Origin of the sequence: Corynebacterium glaucum (genome assembly GCF_002287505.1) — a bacterium.
GTDB classification, from domain to species: domain Bacteria; phylum Actinomycetota; class Actinomycetes; order Mycobacteriales; family Mycobacteriaceae; genus Corynebacterium; species Corynebacterium glaucum.
In genome coordinates this window covers 1,364,731-1,381,431 of the sequence record NZ_CP019688.1, presented here as the reverse complement: position 1 = coordinate 1,381,431, position 16,701 = coordinate 1,364,731, and the positions used below count along the sequence as shown (strand labels likewise).

Below are 16,701 nucleotides of genomic sequence, written 5' to 3'. Positions count from 1 at the left end.
ATCGACTGCGGGTCACTAGACTTGTCCGGCATGGCCCAACGACCCCTCCGCTACTTCGGCGACCCAGTGCTTACCACCGCAGCCTCACCTGTCGAACGGTTCGACGACGGGCTGAGGGTGCTGGTGCGGGACATGGAGGCCACCATGGACGCCGCCGGGGGCGTGGGGCTCGCTGCCAACCAAATCGGAGTGACCCAGCGGGTGTTCGTGTATGCCTGCCTGGGCATGCGCGGCCACCTGATCAACCCTGTCTGGCACCCGCTGGGAGATGCGATGCAGACCGGAGGGGAAGGGTGCTTGTCCATCCCCGGCATTCGCGCGGAAGTCACCCGACACGCGGCGGTGGTGGCGACAGGGTACGACATGTATGGCAGGCCGGTGACGCTGCGGGCGAACGGGTTGCTGGCGCGCTGCATCCAGCACGAAACCGACCACCTGGACGGGGTACTGTTCCTGTCACGGATGGAACCAGCTGACCGCAAGGCCGCGATGGCGGAGATTCGCGCAGCTGACTGGTTCAACAACTAAGGAGGACACACCTTCATGCGCCTAGTGTTCGCAGGCACCCCCGAGCCGGCCGTCGAGCCGCTGCGGCAGCTCATCGCATCGCGCCACGAGGTCGTTGGCGTGCTCAGCCGCCCAGACGCCCGCAAGGGTCGTGGCCGCACGCTGCACCCCTCGCCGGTCAAGGAGCTCGCGCTCGAGCACGGCATTGAGGTGCTCACGCCGGAAACGCTGAAAAACAACGAGGAGATCCGCGCCCGGCTGCGCGAGCTGGCTCCGGACTGCATCCCGGTGGTGGCCTACGGCAACCTGATCCCGGCCGACATGCTCGACATCCCGACCCACGGCTGGGTGAACCTCCACTTCTCGTTGCTTCCGCAATGGCGCGGGGCGGCGCCGGTGCAGCACGCGATCCTCAACGGAGACACCGAGACCGCGGCCACCGTGTTCCGCATCGACGAAGGCCTGGACACCGGTGACGTGCTCAACGTCATGCCCGAGCCAATCGGCTCCGACGACACTGCTGATGCATTGCTCGCGCGCCTTGCGTCTCAAGGTGCGGCGACCCTCGTGGAGACCATGGACGGGCTCGAAGATGGCGCCATCGTGCCCAAGCCCCAACCGGAGGACGGCACCTACGCACCGAAGATCGCCGTCGAGGACGCCCGGATCGATTGGACGCAGCCGGTGGAGGTCGTCGACCGCGCGATCCGCGCCTACACCGCGGCGCCGGGTGCATGGACCACGCTGGGTGGGGAGCGCGTCAAGGTGGAGCCCGTGCGGCCTACGGACACGGCCGACTTGGCCCCGGGTGAGGTCGTAGCTACCAAGAAGGAGGTGCGCGTCGGCACTGGTACAAGCGATGTGGTTCTGAGCCGCATTCAGCCGCCCGGCAAGAAGATGATGAATGCAGCCGACTGGGCGCGTGGATACTTCGCAAACCCAGGGAACGCAGAGAACAAGGTGGTGTTCGAATGAGTGGCGGATTCCGTTCCCGTGCTGCGGGCCGGCGCGAGCAGCCGAAGCAGCAAACGCAGCGGCAGGCGAAGCAAGAGCAAGGGAAGCAGCGCTACAGCGTGAAGTCGCGTCCTGCCTCAATCGGCGACGCTCCCCGCGAGGCAGCTTTCGAGGTCATCCTGCGCGTCACCCGCGACGGGGCATTCGCCAACCTCACGCTGCCCGGCCTGCTCAAGGAGCGCAAGATCAAGGGCCGTGACGCGGCGTTCGCCACCGAGCTGACGTACGGCACGCTGCGCACCATGGGCGTGCTCGACGCCGTCATCGCCGAAAACGCCTCGCGCCCGCTAGAGCAGATCGCGCCGGAGGTGCTCGCAGCCGTGCGACTCGGCGCGTACCAGCTCCTCTACACCCGCGTCGAGGATCACGCGGCGGTGGACACCTCGGTGCGTCTCGTCGAGGCCGCGAACCAGGAGAAGGCCAAGGGCTTCGCCAACGGCGTGCTCCGCTCGATCTCGCGCACCCCGGCGGAGAAGTGGCTGGCCCAGCACGACACCCACCATGCGCACCCCGAGTGGATCTCCCGCAGCTTTGCGACGGCCCTCGGTGACCGCGCCGAGGCCGAACTCGACGCCGCACTGGCCGCCGACTCGGAGCGCCCCATCGTGCATCTTGTGGCCCGCCCTGGCGAGATCAGCGCCGAGGAACTCGCGCTGACCACCGGCGGGGAAGAGGGCAAGTACTCGCCTTACGCCGTCTACCTGCCAGAAGGCGACCCGGGCCAGCTCCAAGAAGTCCGCGACGGACTAGCCGGGGTGCAGGACGAGGGCTCGCAGCTCATTGCCCGCGCTCTCACGGAGGTACCGGTCGACGACGATCAGGGGCGCTGGCTCGATCTCTGCGCGGGCCCCGGCGGAAAGGCCGCACTCGTCGGCTCCCTGGCAGCCATCGATGCCGCCGACGTCACCGCCATCGAAATCGCCCCGCACCGCGCCGAGCTGATCCGCAAGGCAGTCGGCGAGCTGCCGGTGACAGTCAAAGTCGCCGACGGTCGGGATCCAGGTCTCGAGGCAGGCAGTTTCGATCGAGTGCTTGTCGACGCCCCGTGCTCCGGTCTCGGCGCCCTGCGCCGCCGCCCAGAGGCGCGCTGGACGAAGACCGAGGAAGACATCGCCGAGCTGAATACGCTCCAATCCGAGCTGTTGGCTTCTGCGGTCAACCTCGTGAAACCCGGCGGTGTGGTCGTGTATTCGACGTGTTCTCCTGATATGAGGGAGACCAGGGGAGTCGTCGATAAGCAAAAAGCTCTTGGGGGCATTGAGGAACTTGACGCGCGCGAGTTTTTGAATGGGATGGACGATGTGGGCGAGCATCCGAGTGCGCAGATGTGGCCGCACCGGCATGGCACCGACGCGATGTTCTTGGCTGTGCTGCGAAAGCTACCCTTGGACGCATGATTTACATTGCGCCTTCGATCTTGGCCGCTGACTACGCCGCGCTTGGCGACGACGTGCGCAAGGTCGCAAACGCCGACCTCATCCACGTCGACATCATGGACGGCCACTTCGTGCCTAATCTGTCCTTCGGCCCCGACGTGACTAAGGCTGTGGACGGGGTGACTGACCAGTTCCTCGACATGCACCTGATGATTGAGGAGCCGCAGCGGTGGTTCGAGACCTACGTCAACGCCGGCGGCGACCGGCTGGTGTTCCACGTAGAGGCGGTGGATGATCACGTGGCGGCCGCAAAGCAGTGCCGCGAGCTGGGTGTGCAATCCGGGTTTGCGATCAAACCTGGCACTCCTATCGAGCCTTACCTGGACTCTTTAGAGCACTTCGACCAGGTGATGGTGATGAGCGTTGAACCCGGTTTCGGCGGGCAGAAGTTCATGCCGGAGGTGCTGGGCAAGGTGATGACGCTGCGCGATGCGATCTCCGCGCAGGGACTGGACACTCTCATTGGCATCGATGGCGGCATCGGCGTGGAGACCATTGCGCAGGCTGCCGAGGCTGGTGTGGATGCGTTTGTAGCAGGTAGCGCCGTGTTCGGCGCCGAAAACCCGGCGGAAGCGGTGGATCGCTTGCGGGCGCTGGCAGGCGAAGCGCGGCAAGCGTGAACCAAGACCTCACCGACCTCACTGACCTCACAGGCCTTACTGCTGCCATTTCAGCAGCGATCCGTGTAGGTGAGGTCGTGCGCGGCACAACATCGCCGAATCCGCCAGTGGGGTGCGCAATCGTCGGTGCCACCGGCGAGCTCATCGCCACCGGCTCCACAGCGCCTGCCGGCGGCCCGCACGCAGAGATCAACGCCTTAACCTCAGCAGGAGCACGCGCCCACGGTGCGACGGCCGTGGTTACCCTGGAGCCGTGCAACCACACTGGCCGCACCGGCCCGTGCTCGCGTGCACTGGTCGAAGCAGGCATCGCGCGGGTGGTCTACCTTACCGCGGACCCGTTCGCGCCGGCCGCGGGTGGGGCGGAGCACCTGCGCGCCAACGGCATTGAAGTGGTGTTTCAGCCTATGCGGGTCGCGGCGCTCCAGCCGTGGTTGCGATCAGTGCGCCTCGGCCGGCCCAGCGTGACGCTTAAATTCGCCTCCACACTCGATGGGTTCACTGCGGCAGCGGATGGAACGAGCAAATGGATCACCGGCAGCGAGGCGCGTGAGCATGTGCACCAAGATCGCACGAAACGCGACGCCATTATCGTTGGTACCGGCACTGTAATCGCGGATAACCCATCGCTGAGTGGGCGCTACCCGGACGGCTCGTTGCGTGAGCATCAGCCGCGTCGCGTGGTCGTCGGCAAGCGATGTGTGCCCGAGGGCAACCTGACAAGGCTTGGGTTTGAGCAGTACCCCACGCCCCAGGAGGCCCTGAATGCGCTCTGGGAAGCCGGGGCACGCGACGCACTTGTCGAGGGCGGAGCGAAGCTTAATGCCAGTTTCCTCGAGCTCGACCTCGTCGATGCGGTGCAGGCGTATATTGCCCCGGCGCTTCTCGGTGCTGGCCGCGGGGTAGTGGATCGCGCAATTGCAGACACCATCACCGAAGCTCATCGTTTCCGCATTACCGACGTTCGCGGCGTGGGCGAAGATGTGCTCATTGAAATGGAGAGAGATGTTCACCGGACTCGTTGAAGAAATCGGCACGGTTGAGGAGCTTCGCAAGCTTGACGACGCAGTGCGCATCGCGGTGCGGGCGCCCAAAGCAACCTCGGACGCGACACCGGGTGACTCGATCGCAGTCGACGGCGTCTGTCTCACGGTGATCGACGTCAACGCTGGCGTTTTCACCGCCGATGTGATGCGCGAAACGCTGATCCGTTCCCGGTTAGCAACCTATGAGCCCGGGTCCAAAGTCAACCTTGAACGGGCGCTGGCGGCCAGCGCGCGCTTTGGCGGCCACATCGTCCAAGGCCATGTCGACGGTGTCGGCACGTTGCTCGCGCGCGAGCCGTCGCAGCACTGGGAGGTGTTTCGCTTCAGCGTGCCTTCAGAGCTGTCGCGATACGTCGTGGAAAAGGGGTCGATCGCCGTCAACGGCACCTCGTTGACAGTGTCGGCAGTTTCCAGTGCGACTGTTGCGTCCAACGACTCTGGTGCGACCGACCAAACCCAACCGTGGTTCGAGGTGTCCTTGATTCCCACCACGTTGCGAGACACCACGGCCGGGGACCTCTTGGTGGGCCAACCAGTGAACCTTGAAGTGGACATTGTGGCCAAGTACGTGGAGAAAATGGTGCAGGGCTAGAGTAAGCCCACATGAATACCCCCTCAGACTCGCGCGATCACGCTGCCAGCTTGGACTCGGTGGAGGACGCCATTGCGGCAATCGCCCGCGGAGAGGCGGTAGTGGTGGTGGACAGCGAAGACCGTGAGAACGAAGGGGACCTTATCTTCGCAGCCGAGCTGGCCACCCCGGAGCTGGTGGCGTTCATGGTGCGCCACACCTCCGGCTTCATCTGCGTGTCGCTGGAGGACGCGGACGCGACAAGGCTCGGCCTACCCCCAATGGTGGCGCACAACGAGGATGCGCGCGGCACCGCCTACGCCGTGACCGTTGATGCAGCTACCGGCACCACCGGGATCTCGGCTCGATCGCGCGCCGAAACCATCACTCGGCTTGCCAGCGCAGCTGCGCAACCGGGGGATTTCACCCGGCCTGGCCACGTGGTGCCGCTGCGCGCGCGTCGCGGCGGCGTGCTGGCCCGCGACGGGCACACAGAAGCAGCGGTTGACCTCGCGCGGTTGGCGGGTCTGCGACCCGCTGGGGTGCTCTGCGAGATTGTCTCGGAAGACGATCCGAGCGAGATGGCCCGCTTCGACGAGCTGCGCCGGTTTGCCGATACTCATCACCTCAAGTTGATCTCCATTGAGCAACTCATCGCGCACGTGCGGCGTGAACAGCGTTTTGTGCACCGCGAGACCCAGACGCGCCTGCCAACGGAATTCGGCGAGTTCACTGCATACGGGTATCACAATGAGATCGACGGCTCAGAGCACATCGCGCTCGTCGCCGGGGACGTCACCGGCGGCGAAGGCGTGCTCGTGCGGGTGCACTCGGAATGCCTCACCGGCGACGTGTTCGCTTCGCGCCGTTGCGATTGCGGCCCCCAGCTGCACGAATCAATGCGGCGGGTGCAAGAAGCTGGGCGCGGGGTAGTGGTGTACGTGCGGGGGCACGAAGGGCGCGGTATCGGACTCGTCGCAAAGCTTGCGGCGTACCGGCTCCAGGACGAGGGGATGGATACTGTCGACGCGAATTTGGAGCAGGGATTACCTATCGACGCTCGTGAGTACTCTGTCGCGGGTCAGATCCTTGCGGATCTCGGCGTGAGTGCATTCACCGCCTTGTCGAATAACCCGGAAAAGGTGGAAGCGCTGAGTGGCTTTGGTCCTAAAGTGCTGGGGCGCACCAGGATTGAAATAGCCCCTTCGCATGACAACATTGACTACCTGCGCACGAAGCGTGACCGTCTCGGTCACGACCTCACCGCGATCGGGACCTGGCTGGCGGCTCATCCGGAATATGACACATCCGAATCGGACGGCCGAACAAGAGGGCCGAATGCGAACGCCGAAGGGGGCAGATAGACATGGTTGCGAAAGGGTTGCCGCAACATCAGCAGCTGCGCGCAGAGGGACTCACAGTTGCCGTGGTGGCCGCGCGTTGGAACCAGGCAATTGTCGACGACCTCTTGGAACGGGCATTGGCAACGGCGCGCGAATTGGGAGTCAAAGCTGATACCTATCGGGTGGACGGCGCATTGGAGCTCCCGGTTGTGGTGCAGGCGTGCGCCAGGCGGTACGACGCAGTGGTGGCACTAGGGTGCGTGATTCGCGGCCAAACTGCCCACTTTGACTATGTTTGCGATTCCGTCACCCAAGGGCTGACTCGCATCGCACTCGATGAGGAAACTCCAGTGGGCAATGGAGTGCTGACCGTCGACAATGATGCCCAAGCGCGTGAGCGTGCCGGCGGTGAGGGGGCAGTCGAGGACAAAGGCGCTGACGCCCTGCGCGCCGCACTCAGCACCGCTGTTGAGCTGCGCAAAGTCCAATCCTTGCGGGTCAAGGGTTAGACTCAATCAAAAGATTGATCATGCATTCGACCGGAGTCTTCTGAGCGGAGTATTTTGAGCGCAGTGAGCGACCACGAGAAATCCCAACCCAGGTTGAGCGACAGCGAGCTTGCGTACCTCACCGCCACCGACCCCCACGCCGCGACCACGACAAAGCCGTGGGAGTTCGAAGTGCGCTCAGTGTACCTGCGGCGCGTGGCGGTGGTATGGATCCTTGTCGTCATGGCGGTGCACTTCTTCATGGCCGCGGTGGTTGACGTCGAGTTCACTGGCGTAGCGATTACAGGCATCGACAAGTTCGCCTTCATCGGCATCGGATTGATCATCTCGGTGCTGTCCTGGATCGCACTGAGCCGGCCGCGTGTGCGCGCGAACGAAGACGGCGTGCAGGTGACCAACATCATCGGCACCCGCTTTTACCCGTGGGCAGTCATCTACGGACTCAATTTCCCGCAGGGCTCCCGGATGGCTCGCCTCGAGCTCCCCGATTTCGAGTATGTGCCGCTGTGGGCGATTCACATTGGGGATAAGGAACGCGCACTCCAGGCCGTCGATAAGTTCCGTGTGCTTGAAGCGCAATACATGCCGGAAGATTAGGAGGCCTTCGCTTAACTGTGGCCAACCCCAAGGACTACCGCCCGGCACCGGGGACCATCCCGACCGAGCCGGGCGTGTACAAATTCCGCGACGCGAACGGGCGCGTCGTGTACGTCGGCAAGGCGAAGAACCTGCGCTCGCGGCTGAACAACTATTTCCAGCCTCCCCGAACACTGCACCCGCGCACCCGCCAGATGGTGTTCACCGCGGCGTCGGTGGAGTGGACCGTGGTCGCCAGCGAAGTTGAGGCGCTGCAGCTGGAATACACCTGGATCAAGCGCTTCGATCCGTGGTTCAACGTCATGTACCGCGACGACAAGACCTACCCGCTGCTTGCCGTCAGCGTAAAAGAGAAGTATCCGCGCGCGTTCTTCTACCGTGGCCCGAAGCGAAAGGGTGTGCGCTACTTCGGACCGTTTAGCCACGCGTGGGCGGTGCGTGAGACGCTCGACCTGCTCACGCGGGTGTTTCCGATCCGCACCTGCTCGAACGGTGTGTACAACCGCCATGAGCAGCTCGGGCGGCCGTGCTTGCTCGGTTACATCGACAAGTGCTCGGCACCGTGCGTGGGTCGTGTGAACGAGGAAGAGTACGACGAAATCGTCCAAGGCTTCATGGGCTTCATGTCTGGGCGCACGGATGCGCTGGTGCGTGGCATCACCCAGCAGATGGAGGCAGCGGCCGAAAACTTGGAGTTTGAAAAGGCCGCAAGGCTTCGCGACGACCTGGGTGCTGTGAACAAGGTCATGGAACGCCAAACTGTGGTGCTCTCCACGGACACTGACGCGGATGTCATCGCGTTTGCAACCGATGAACTGGAAGCCGCGGTGCAGATCTTCACCGTGCGCGACGGTCGCATCCGTTCGCAACGGGGCTGGGTAGTGGAAAAAACCGGCGACGAACCCGGCAGCATGGAGCGCTTGGATGAGGGGCAAGCCGACCCGGCACTGCCGACGCTTGTGCAGAATTTTCTGGTGCAGTACTACTCCGACGCGGTGGAGCGGGTGCGCCAAGAAGAGGAGGAGGACAAGCGCATCGAGGCCCAGAAGGTCCGCCGTCGCGGCGTGGACCAGGAATCGCGCGCCCAGGTGAAGCCGCCGATGCCGGTGCCGCGGGAGATTCTGGTTGAGACGCTGCCGGATGAATTCGAGGATGTCACTGCGCTGCTCACGGAATTGCGCGACGGGCCGGTGGACATCCGCGTGCCGCAGCGCGGCGACAAGCGGGCATTGATGGAGACGGTGCAAAAGAATGCCGCCGACGCCTTGCACCAGCACAAGCTGAAGCGGGTCGGTGATCTCACCGCCCGATCGCAGGCACTGCAAGATATCCAGGATGCGCTGGGCATGGACGAGGCGCCGCTGCGCATCGAGTGCACTGACATCTCCCACATCCAGGGCACCGACGTGGTGGCGTCGCTCGTAGTTTTTGAAGACGGATTGCCGAAAAAGAACGATTACCGCCGCTACCGCATCAAGGAGGCGGCTGGCGACGGCCGCTCCGACGACGTCGGCTCAATCGCCGAGGTAACGCGACGCCGCTTCAAGCGCTACAACGAGGACAAGCTGGCGAATCCGGACGAGGAAGCCGCGGAGCTAATGTTTGCAGATGAATCTGCCGACGTGGAGTCCACCGGCAACAAGCGCTTCGCCTACCCGCCGCAACTTTTCATCGTGGATGGAGGTAAGCCGCAGGTCAACGCCGCCCAGGCAGTCTTCGAGGAGCTGGGCATTGTCGACGTCCAACTCATCGGCTTGGCAAAGCGCCTCGAGGAGGTCTGGGTGCCCGACGATGATGAGCCGGTGATCTTGCCGCGTAACTCCGAAGGCATGTACCTACTCCAGCAGATACGCGACGAGGCGCACCGCTTCGCCATCACGTACCACCGCCAGCAACGCTCCAAACGCATGCGCGCCTCCGCGCTCGACGCGGTGCCCGGCCTCGGGCCCGCGCGTCGTACCGACCTGGTCAAGCATTTCGGCAGCGTGAAGAAGATCAAGGAAGCGTCGGTGGAGGAGATTCAGGCGGTCAAGGGCGTCGGCCCGAAGTTGGCGCAAACAATCTTCGATCACTTGCACGCCGAGGACGCGTAACACCTCCAGAAGCGATTTGCTTCGTTAAGATTTACCCCATGACTGAGCAGCGTATGGGCGCGCAGGACGAGGCAGCAACGGGTGCGGATCGACTTGAAGAGCTCCGCCCCGTCATCATCACCGGTTTCTCCGGCGGTGGTTTGTCCACCGCGGCGAAAATCTTTGAGGACAAGGGATTCTTCGTTTCCCAGAATTTGCCGGCGAGGCTCATCCTTGACCTGATCGACATGGCCGCGGCGGAGAATTCCCCGGTTGATCAGATCGCGGTGGTCACCGACGTCCGCGCCCGCATGTTCAACGGCTCGCTCGAGGAGACGATCAACCAGATCAAGGAGCGCGGCATCACCCCGTTCGTCCTGTTCCTGGAATCGCGAGATGATGTGCTGATTCGCCGCTTCGACTCGGTGCGTCGCACCCACCCGCTGCAAGACGGCGAGACGCTTCAGGACGGCATCAACCGAGAGCGCGAGGCGCTGCGGAAGGTGCGCGCGATGGCCGACGTAATCATCGATACGTCGAACCTCTCGGTGCACGACCTGCGCCGCGCCATCGAGGCTACGGTGGGTGAGCTGCCGAACGGCAAGCAGCACGTCACCGTTGAGTCTTTCGGCTTCAAGCACGGCTCGCCGCCGGACGCGGATCTCGTGCTCGATGTGCGCTTCCTGCCGAACCCGTATTGGATCGAGGGGCTGCGAAACTTCCGCGGTGTTGACGAGCCGGTGTCGGATTACGTGTTGTCTCAGCCTGGCGCTCAAGAGTTCGTCGATAATTTCCTGCAGCTTTTGAACGCGACCTTGGCTGGGTACCGCCACGAGGGCAAAGACTTCATCACCGTGGGCATTGGTTGCACCGGCGGACACCACCGTTCGGTGGCGGTGTCGGAGGAAATCGGGAGGCGTTTGCGAGAGGATGGCAGAGTAGACGTTAACGTCATGCACCGAGACCTCGATCGAAACTAGATCGCATCTAGCCCGAGTCGCCGCGGTGCACCCGCGCGCGTTATGTTTGCTGCCGCACGCGCCGCAGCAGGGACTTTGCCCGCAGTAGAAAGGCGGTTCACGTGACCTACAACCTTGAGAATGCGCCGGTGTTCACTTGTCTCGGCGGAGGTCATGGCCTGTACCAAACGCTTCGCGCAGCCCGCGCGGCCGGGGCAGGTGACATCAATGCGGTGGTCACTGTCGCCGACGACGGCGGCTCGTCCGGCCGCCTGCGCCGCGAGCTTTCCATGATTCCTCCGGGAGACTTGCGGATGGCACTGTCCGCACTGACCGAGGATTCCGACGAGGGTGTGCTGTGGCGCAGCACGCTCCAGCACCGCTTCGGCGGCAACGGCGCGATGGCCGGGCACGCAGTGGGCAACCTCATCCTGGCCGGTCTCGCCGAGGAGCTGGGGGACATGCAGCTCGCCCTCGACACGGTCGCCCGCTGGAGCGGGTCAGTGGGCCGGGTCATCCCGGTGTGCCAGCAGCCACTCGAGATCGAGGCGGATGTCGCAGGGCTTGACGACGACCCGCGGGTGCTGCGTTCGGTTCGCGGCCAGGTTGCGGTCGCCACGACACCCGGCGCGGTCCGCCGTGTGCGGCTGTTGCCCACCGCGCCGGACGCGACGCCGCAGGCGGTGGAAGCGATCATGGCTGCCGACCTGGTCACAATCGGTCCTGGATCGTGGTTCTCGTCGGTGATTCCGCACTTGCTGGTGCCGGACATCGTCCAAGCGTTGAATGCGACCGAGGCGAAGGTGGTGGTGATCTTGAATCTCTCGCCGGAGGCAGGGGAGACTCACGGGTTCAGCACCGAGCGCCACATTCATGTCTTCGGCCAACATGCCCCGGAGCTGCGCGTCGACTACTTCCTCGCAGACAGCGTCAAAGGCCCTACGGAGGGCGAACGCACCCATTTGCGGCGCGCGGCATCTGGTGTGGGCGCGGCGATGGAGTTCCGGGATGTGCGCGAGGCGCCACGCAGCGGCGAGGTGTCGACGCGGCATGATCCAGCCAAGCTGGCAGCCGTGCTCCTTGATCTTTTGCGCACCAGTTAGACTGAGCTAGCTGAAAAGAAGATGTCTACAGATACGCCTCCACGAAAGGACCTACGACGGTGTCACTGACGGCGAAGGTGAAAGACGAACTGCTCACTGTGCGCAGGACGAGTGCGGAGGCACGGGCCGCCGAAGCGACCGCGATGATCCGGTTCGCCGGTGCGTTCGCCCAGACGTCGCGGGGGATTGCGATCGTCTGCGACTTCGCCGAACAGCGGGTCGCGCAGCGTTTGGCGGACATGCTCGAGGACATCTGCGAGATCAAGGTCGCCGTCGACACCATCGAGCCGGGGAGCGCAAGCAAGGAGACCCGCTACCAGGTCACCGTCGAGGATGGTGCCGAAGAGGTGATCCGCCGGCTCAAGCTGGTCACCCCGTCCGGCCACCCGGTGGTGGGCATGCCTCGGCAAGTCATCTCCGGCACGATCGCCGCGGTAGAGGCCGCGTGGAGCGGGGCATTTCTCGCCCGCGGCACACTCACCGAGCCTGGCCGGACTTCCGCGCTCGAGGTCGCCTCGCCCGGCCAAGAGGCGGCTCTTGCACTGGTCGGCCTCGCTCGCAGGCTGGGTGTCGCGGCGAAGACGCGTGAAACCCGCGGCGTCGAACGCGTCTACATCCGCGAAGGCGAGACCATCGGCATCCTGCTCAGCCGCATGGGCGCGCCGCGAACCCGCCTGGAGTGGGACGAGAAGCGTCAGTCCAAGCAGTTCGGCATGAAGACCGGGCAGCGCCTCGCGACCTTCGACGACGCGAACACCCGCCGATCCGCACAGGCTGCGGCCACCGCGGCGCTGCGCGTCGAGCGCGCGCTGGAGATTCTCGGTGACGATGTGCCCGAGCACCTCGCCGAGGCCGGGTACCTCCGCGTCGAGCACCGCCACGCTTCGCTCGAGGAGCTTGGCCGGCTCGCAGACCCGCAGATGACTAAGGACGCCGTGGCGGGCCGAATCCGCCGCCTTCTCTCGCTGGCAGATAAGCGTGCGGCGGAGCTTGGGATCGACGACACGCATGCGTCGCTTGAGGAAGACGACACCGCCGGCGAGGAGTGACGTATTTCACACGTTTGTCAAACTGTTCCGGAATGAGGTTCAGGGGGGCGGGTTGGGGGTGCCGTCGATAAGCAAAAGCCCTGGAACCTTTCTCGAACCGGACGGAATCGGACATCTGGTGCACACACGATGACCGTTTGCTGGGGCGGGATTTTTTGCCCTCTGCAGCGCTTTTCGCAGGTAGCTACACTGGTTTTCGACGGGCCGAAATGGTCCGGTGAGTCACTAACGAATCACTACTACCGCTACGACGAGGAGTAAAATTCATGGCTACCCGCATCGGCATCAACGGTTTCGGCCGCATCGGCCGCTCCGCATTCCGCATCATGCTGAATGAGTACGCAGGCGAGCTCGAGGTTGTGAAGGTCAACGACCTGACCGACAACAAGACCCTGGCACACCTGCTGAAGTACGACACCGCCTACGGCCAGCTCGGCCACGAGGTCACCTTCGACGATGAGTCCATCACTGTCGACGGCCACCGTATCGAGGTCACCGCTGAGAAGGATCCGGCCAACCTCGCATGGGGCGACGCTGGCGTGGACATCGTGCTCGACTGCACCGGCCGCTTCACCAACGGTGAGGATGCGAAGGCTCACCTCGACGCTGGCGCGAAGAAGGTCATCATCTCCGCACCGGGCAAGAACGTCGACGGCACCTACGTGTGGGGCGTGAACCACACCGATTACAGCAACGAGCAGAACGTCATCTCCGCCGCATCCTGCACCACCAACTCGCTGGCACCGGTTGCAAAGGTGCTCGACGAGGCGTTCAGCATCGAGCGCGGCCTGATGACCACCATCCACGCTTACACCGGCGACCAGCGCATCCAGGACGCACCGCACAAGGACCTGCGCCGTGCACGCGCCGCTGCGCAGAACATCGTGCCGACCACCACCGGTGCCGCCAAGGCCGTGTCCCTGGTGCTGCCGAACCTCGAGGGCAAGCTCGACGGCTTCGCAATGCGCGTGCCGACGATCACCGGTTCCGCCACCGACCTGACCGTGACCGTTGGTAAGGACGTCACCGTCGAGGAGGTCAACAACGCGGTGAAGAACGCCGTGCAGGACGAGGTTCTCGGCCGCGCGCTTGAGTACACCGAGGATGAGATCGTCTCCTCCGACATCATCGGCAACTCCCACGGCGCGATCTTCGACGCCGGCATGACCCGCGTCATTGACAACAACATGGTCAAGATCATCTCCTGGTACGACAACGAGTGGTCCTACACCTCCCAGTACGTGCGCATGACCAAGCACGTCGCGGATAACCTCTAACCCGTATCCGCAGCCCGAGGCCCGGCGTGTGTGCACCGCAGCACGCTGCCGGGCCTCTCGTCGCAGCTAAACCCCGTTACAACTCGATCAAAGGACTTTTAGAAACATGGCTACGAAGAATTTGCAAGAGCTTCTCGACGAAGGCGTCGACGGCCGCCACATCCTAGTTCGCTCCGACTTCAACGTTCCGCTCGACGACGACGGCAACATCACCGACGCCGGCCGCATCGACGCATCGCTGCCTACGTTGCAGGCACTTATCGACGGCGGCGCCAAGGTCATCGTGATGGCCCACCTCGGCCGGCCGAAGGGTGAGGTGAACCCGAAGTACTCGCTCGCGCCGGTGGCGGAAGCGTTGTCGGAGCGCCTGGGCCAGTTCGTGGCGCTCGCCGGTGATGTTTCGGGTGAGGATGCGCATGAGCGCGCCAATGGCCTGACCGAGGGCGAAATCATGCTCGTCGAGAACGTGCGCTTCGATCCGCGCGAGACCTCGAAGGACGAGGCTGAGCGCGAGGAGTTCGCTGCTGAGTTGGCTGCGCTCGCGGCAGACAACGGCGCGTTCGTCTCCGACGGCTTCGGCGTGGTGCACCGCGCGCAGACCTCGGTCTACGACGTGGCGAAGAAGCTGCCTGCATACGCCGGCTTCCTTGTGGACAAGGAAGTGGAGACCCTCTCGCGCGTAAAGGACGCGCCGGAGCACCCGTACGTGGTTGTACTCGGTGGTTCGAAGGTGTCCGACAAGCTCGGCGTGATCGAGGCGCTGGCGGAGAAGGCCGACCGCGTGATCATCGGCGGCGGCATGTGCTACACCTTCCTCGCAGCTCAGGGCCACAACGTACAGAACTCGCTGCTGCAGGAGGACATGGTTGACACCTGCAAGGAGCTGATGGAGAAGTACGGCGAGAAGCTGCTGCTTCCGGTTGACGTGGCTGCGGCTCCGGAGTTTGACAAGGATGCCGAGAAGAAGATCGTCGGCCTCGACGAGATCCCGGAGGGCTGGATGGGTCTGGACATCGGACCCGAGACCGCCGAGAAGTACGCCGAAGCGATCAAGAACTCCAAGACCGTGTTCTGGAACGGCCCGATGGGTGTCTTCGAGTTCCCGAACTTCGCCGACGGCACCAAGGCGGTAGCCGAAGCGATGATCGCGGCCACCCGCGACAACGATTCCTTCACCGTGGTCGGCGGCGGCGACTCCGCTGCATCGGTGCGCACCCTCGGCCTCGACGAGGACGGCTTCTCGCACATCTCCACCGGCGGCGGCGCTTCCCTCGAGCTCATCGAGGGCAAGGACCTGCCGGGCGTATCGGTCTTGTCCGCGTAACAGCCCGCGTAACACACAAGGAGTTATCACAATGGCACGAACCCCATTGATTGCCGGCAACTGGAAGATGAACCACGACCACCTCGAGGCCATCTCCTCGGCCCAGAAGCTCGCGTTCGCGTTTCCGAAGGACGGCTACGAGTACGTCGACATCGCCCTGATGGTCCCGTTCACGGACCTGCGCTCGATCCAGACCCTGGTCGAGGGCGACAAGCTCGAGATCACCTACGGCGCGCAAGATGTTTCCGCACACGACAACGGCGCATACACCGGCGAGATCTCCGCGACCATGCTGGAGAAGCTGGGCTGCACCTGGGTCGTCGTCGGCCACTCCGAACGCCGCGAGTACCACTCCGAGTCCGACGAGCTCGTCGCGCAGAAGGCTGCCAAGGCCCAGGCGCACAACATGACCCCGATCGTGTGCGTCGGCGAGCCGCTCGAGGTCCGCGAAGCAGGCGACCACGTCGACTACGTGGTGAAGCAGACCCGGGCGTCGCTTGAGGGCGTCGATCTTGCGAACGCTGTCATCGCGTACGAGCCGGTATGGGCGATCGGCACCGGCAAGGTAGCTTCTGCCGCCGACGCGCAGGAAGTTTGCCACGCGATTCGGGAGCTCATTCGAGAGCTTGCCGACGACGCCGTCGCCGACTCCATCCGCATTCTCTACGGCGGATCCGTGAAGGCCGACACCATCGCAGAGATCATCGGTGAGGCCGACGTCGACGGTGGCCTCGTCGGCGGCGCGTCTTTGGACGGGCAGGACTTTGCGAAGCTCGCGGCTGCGGCTGCGAACGCAGTGCGCTAACCCAGCTGACAAAGAGCGCGCGCCGCAGCGGTGTCCGGTTCCGGAACTGGGCACGGCATGGTGTACGCTATGGCAGGTTAGCTCTCGCGAGCTTGTGAAACATCCTCTACAGCGGAAGGTGCGCACCCCGTATGACACTGGCGCTTGAGATCGTGCTGGTCATCACCTCGATCCTCATGGTGATTTTCGTCCTGCTCCACAGGGGCAAGGGCGGCGGCCTGTCGAGCCTGTTTGGCGGCGGCGTCCAGGCGAACCTCTCCGGTTCCACCCAGGTGGAGAAGAACCTGGACCGCGTGACTATCCTGCTTGGTCTGATCTGGATCGCCTGCATCATCGCGCTGAACCTGATCAACACCTACTCCGGGAATCCGGGCCCGGTGCCGGCTTAAACGCCGATAGGCAACATGAAAATGACCGCGCTTCGGCGCGGTTTTTTCATGCGTGGCTGTGGCCGCTGGGTAAGCGATTA

Annotated in this window: 17 protein-coding genes; all 17 read left to right on the top strand. The window is 64.0% G+C overall.

What is annotated here, in order from left to right:
- The first annotated feature begins 30 nt into the window (after positions 1-30).
- The 17 genes from def to secG all read left to right on the top strand — a co-directional run bounded on the left by def (position 31) and on the right by secG (position 16,621).
- Complete coding sequence (gene def / locus CGLAU_RS06730) at positions 31-528, top strand: peptide deformylase (RefSeq protein ID WP_095661092.1); 498 nt, start codon at positions 31-33, stop codon at positions 526-528.
- Positions 529-543: 15 nt separating this feature from the next.
- Entirely contained in the window at positions 544-1,482 is a 939-nt protein-coding gene (fmt, locus tag CGLAU_RS06725) for a methionyl-tRNA formyltransferase (protein ID WP_095660025.1), read from the top strand.
- Positions 1,479-2,918 (top strand): RsmB/NOP family class I SAM-dependent RNA methyltransferase, encoded by a 1,440-nt coding sequence (locus CGLAU_RS06720; RefSeq protein WP_095660024.1) that lies wholly within the window; start codon positions 1,479-1,481, stop codon positions 2,916-2,918. The genes fmt and CGLAU_RS06720 overlap by 4 nt, the downstream gene beginning before the upstream one ends.
- Positions 2,915-3,577: a ribulose-phosphate 3-epimerase gene (rpe, locus tag CGLAU_RS06715; protein WP_095660023.1), complete on the top strand. Its 663-nt coding sequence runs from the start codon at positions 2,915-2,917 to the stop codon at positions 3,575-3,577. Before CGLAU_RS06720 ends, rpe begins: the two co-directional genes overlap by 4 nt.
- Complete coding sequence (gene ribD, locus CGLAU_RS06710) at positions 3,574-4,602, top strand: bifunctional diaminohydroxyphosphoribosylaminopyrimidine deaminase/5-amino-6-(5-phosphoribosylamino)uracil reductase RibD (protein WP_415877117.1); 1,029 nt, start codon at positions 3,574-3,576, stop codon at positions 4,600-4,602. The genes rpe and ribD overlap by 4 nt, the downstream gene beginning before the upstream one ends.
- A complete protein-coding gene (locus CGLAU_RS06705) occupies positions 4,583-5,215 on the top strand; it encodes a riboflavin synthase (protein WP_095660022.1) in 633 nt (210 codons plus the stop codon). The genes ribD and CGLAU_RS06705 overlap by 20 nt, the downstream gene beginning before the upstream one ends.
- Positions 5,216-5,226: 11 nt before the next feature.
- Positions 5,227-6,558, top strand: a complete 1,332-nt coding sequence (locus CGLAU_RS06700) for a bifunctional 3,4-dihydroxy-2-butanone-4-phosphate synthase/GTP cyclohydrolase II (RefSeq protein WP_095660021.1) — start codon at positions 5,227-5,229, stop codon at positions 6,556-6,558.
- Between the two features lie 2 nt (positions 6,559-6,560).
- On the top strand, positions 6,561-7,046 hold the full coding sequence (gene ribH, locus CGLAU_RS06695) for a 6,7-dimethyl-8-ribityllumazine synthase (protein WP_095660020.1): 486 nt from the start codon (positions 6,561-6,563) through the stop codon (positions 7,044-7,046).
- Positions 7,047-7,109: 63 nt separating this feature from the next.
- Entirely contained in the window at positions 7,110-7,643 is a 534-nt protein-coding gene (locus CGLAU_RS06690) for a PH domain-containing protein (protein WP_415877116.1), read from the top strand.
- Between the two features lie 17 nt (positions 7,644-7,660).
- Positions 7,661-9,736: an excinuclease ABC subunit UvrC gene (gene uvrC, locus CGLAU_RS06685; protein WP_095660018.1), complete on the top strand. Its 2,076-nt coding sequence runs from the start codon at positions 7,661-7,663 to the stop codon at positions 9,734-9,736.
- A 53-nt stretch (positions 9,737-9,789) separates the two neighbouring features.
- Positions 9,790-10,695: an RNase adapter RapZ gene (gene rapZ / locus CGLAU_RS06680; protein WP_232507253.1), complete on the top strand. Its 906-nt coding sequence runs from the start codon at positions 9,790-9,792 to the stop codon at positions 10,693-10,695.
- 101 nt (positions 10,696-10,796) lie between these two features.
- The gene (locus tag CGLAU_RS06675; RefSeq protein WP_232507066.1) at positions 10,797-11,777 is read left to right on the top strand and encodes a gluconeogenesis factor YvcK family protein; all 981 of its coding nucleotides are present in this window, start codon (positions 10,797-10,799) and stop codon (positions 11,775-11,777) included.
- Between the two features lie 59 nt (positions 11,778-11,836).
- Positions 11,837-12,826, top strand: a complete 990-nt coding sequence (gene whiA, locus CGLAU_RS06670) for a DNA-binding protein WhiA (protein ID WP_095660016.1) — start codon at positions 11,837-11,839, stop codon at positions 12,824-12,826.
- A gap of 266 nt (positions 12,827-13,092) precedes the next feature.
- Complete coding sequence (gene gap / locus CGLAU_RS06665) at positions 13,093-14,103, top strand: type I glyceraldehyde-3-phosphate dehydrogenase (protein ID WP_095660015.1); 1,011 nt, start codon at positions 13,093-13,095, stop codon at positions 14,101-14,103.
- Positions 14,104-14,209: 106 nt separating this feature from the next.
- A complete protein-coding gene (locus CGLAU_RS06660; RefSeq protein ID WP_095660014.1) occupies positions 14,210-15,427 on the top strand; it encodes a phosphoglycerate kinase in 1,218 nt (405 codons plus the stop codon).
- A 31-nt stretch (positions 15,428-15,458) separates the two neighbouring features.
- The gene (gene tpiA / locus CGLAU_RS06655) at positions 15,459-16,232 is read left to right on the top strand and encodes a triose-phosphate isomerase (RefSeq protein ID WP_095660013.1); all 774 of its coding nucleotides are present in this window, start codon (positions 15,459-15,461) and stop codon (positions 16,230-16,232) included.
- A gap of 131 nt (positions 16,233-16,363) precedes the next feature.
- Entirely contained in the window at positions 16,364-16,621 is a 258-nt protein-coding gene (secG, locus tag CGLAU_RS06650) for a preprotein translocase subunit SecG (protein ID WP_095660012.1), read from the top strand.
- The last annotated feature ends 80 nt before the right edge of the window (positions 16,622-16,701 follow it).

Bases quoted from the DNA above. Each gene is read 5' to 3' on its own strand.
- def (WP_095661092.1), top strand. From the start codon at position 31: ATGGCCCAACGACCCCTCCGCTACTTCGGCGACCCAGTGCTTACCACC.
- fmt (WP_095660025.1), top strand. From the start codon at position 544: ATGCGCCTAGTGTTCGCAGGCACCCCCGAGCCGGCCGTCGAGCCGCTG.
- CGLAU_RS06720 (WP_095660024.1), top strand. From the start codon at position 1,479: ATGAGTGGCGGATTCCGTTCCCGTGCTGCGGGCCGGCGCGAGCAGCCG.
- rpe (WP_095660023.1), top strand. From the start codon at position 2,915: ATGATTTACATTGCGCCTTCGATCTTGGCCGCTGACTACGCCGCGCTT.
- CGLAU_RS06705 (WP_095660022.1), top strand. From the start codon at position 4,583: ATGTTCACCGGACTCGTTGAAGAAATCGGCACGGTTGAGGAGCTTCGC.
- CGLAU_RS06700 (WP_095660021.1), top strand. From the start codon at position 5,227: ATGAATACCCCCTCAGACTCGCGCGATCACGCTGCCAGCTTGGACTCG.
- ribH (WP_095660020.1), top strand. From the start codon at position 6,561: ATGGTTGCGAAAGGGTTGCCGCAACATCAGCAGCTGCGCGCAGAGGGA.
- rapZ (WP_232507253.1), top strand. From the start codon at position 9,790: ATGGGCGCGCAGGACGAGGCAGCAACGGGTGCGGATCGACTTGAAGAG.
- gap (WP_095660015.1), top strand. From the start codon at position 13,093: ATGGCTACCCGCATCGGCATCAACGGTTTCGGCCGCATCGGCCGCTCC.
- CGLAU_RS06660 (WP_095660014.1), top strand. From the start codon at position 14,210: ATGGCTACGAAGAATTTGCAAGAGCTTCTCGACGAAGGCGTCGACGGC.
- tpiA (WP_095660013.1), top strand. From the start codon at position 15,459: ATGGCACGAACCCCATTGATTGCCGGCAACTGGAAGATGAACCACGAC.
- secG (WP_095660012.1), top strand. From the start codon at position 16,364: ATGACACTGGCGCTTGAGATCGTGCTGGTCATCACCTCGATCCTCATG.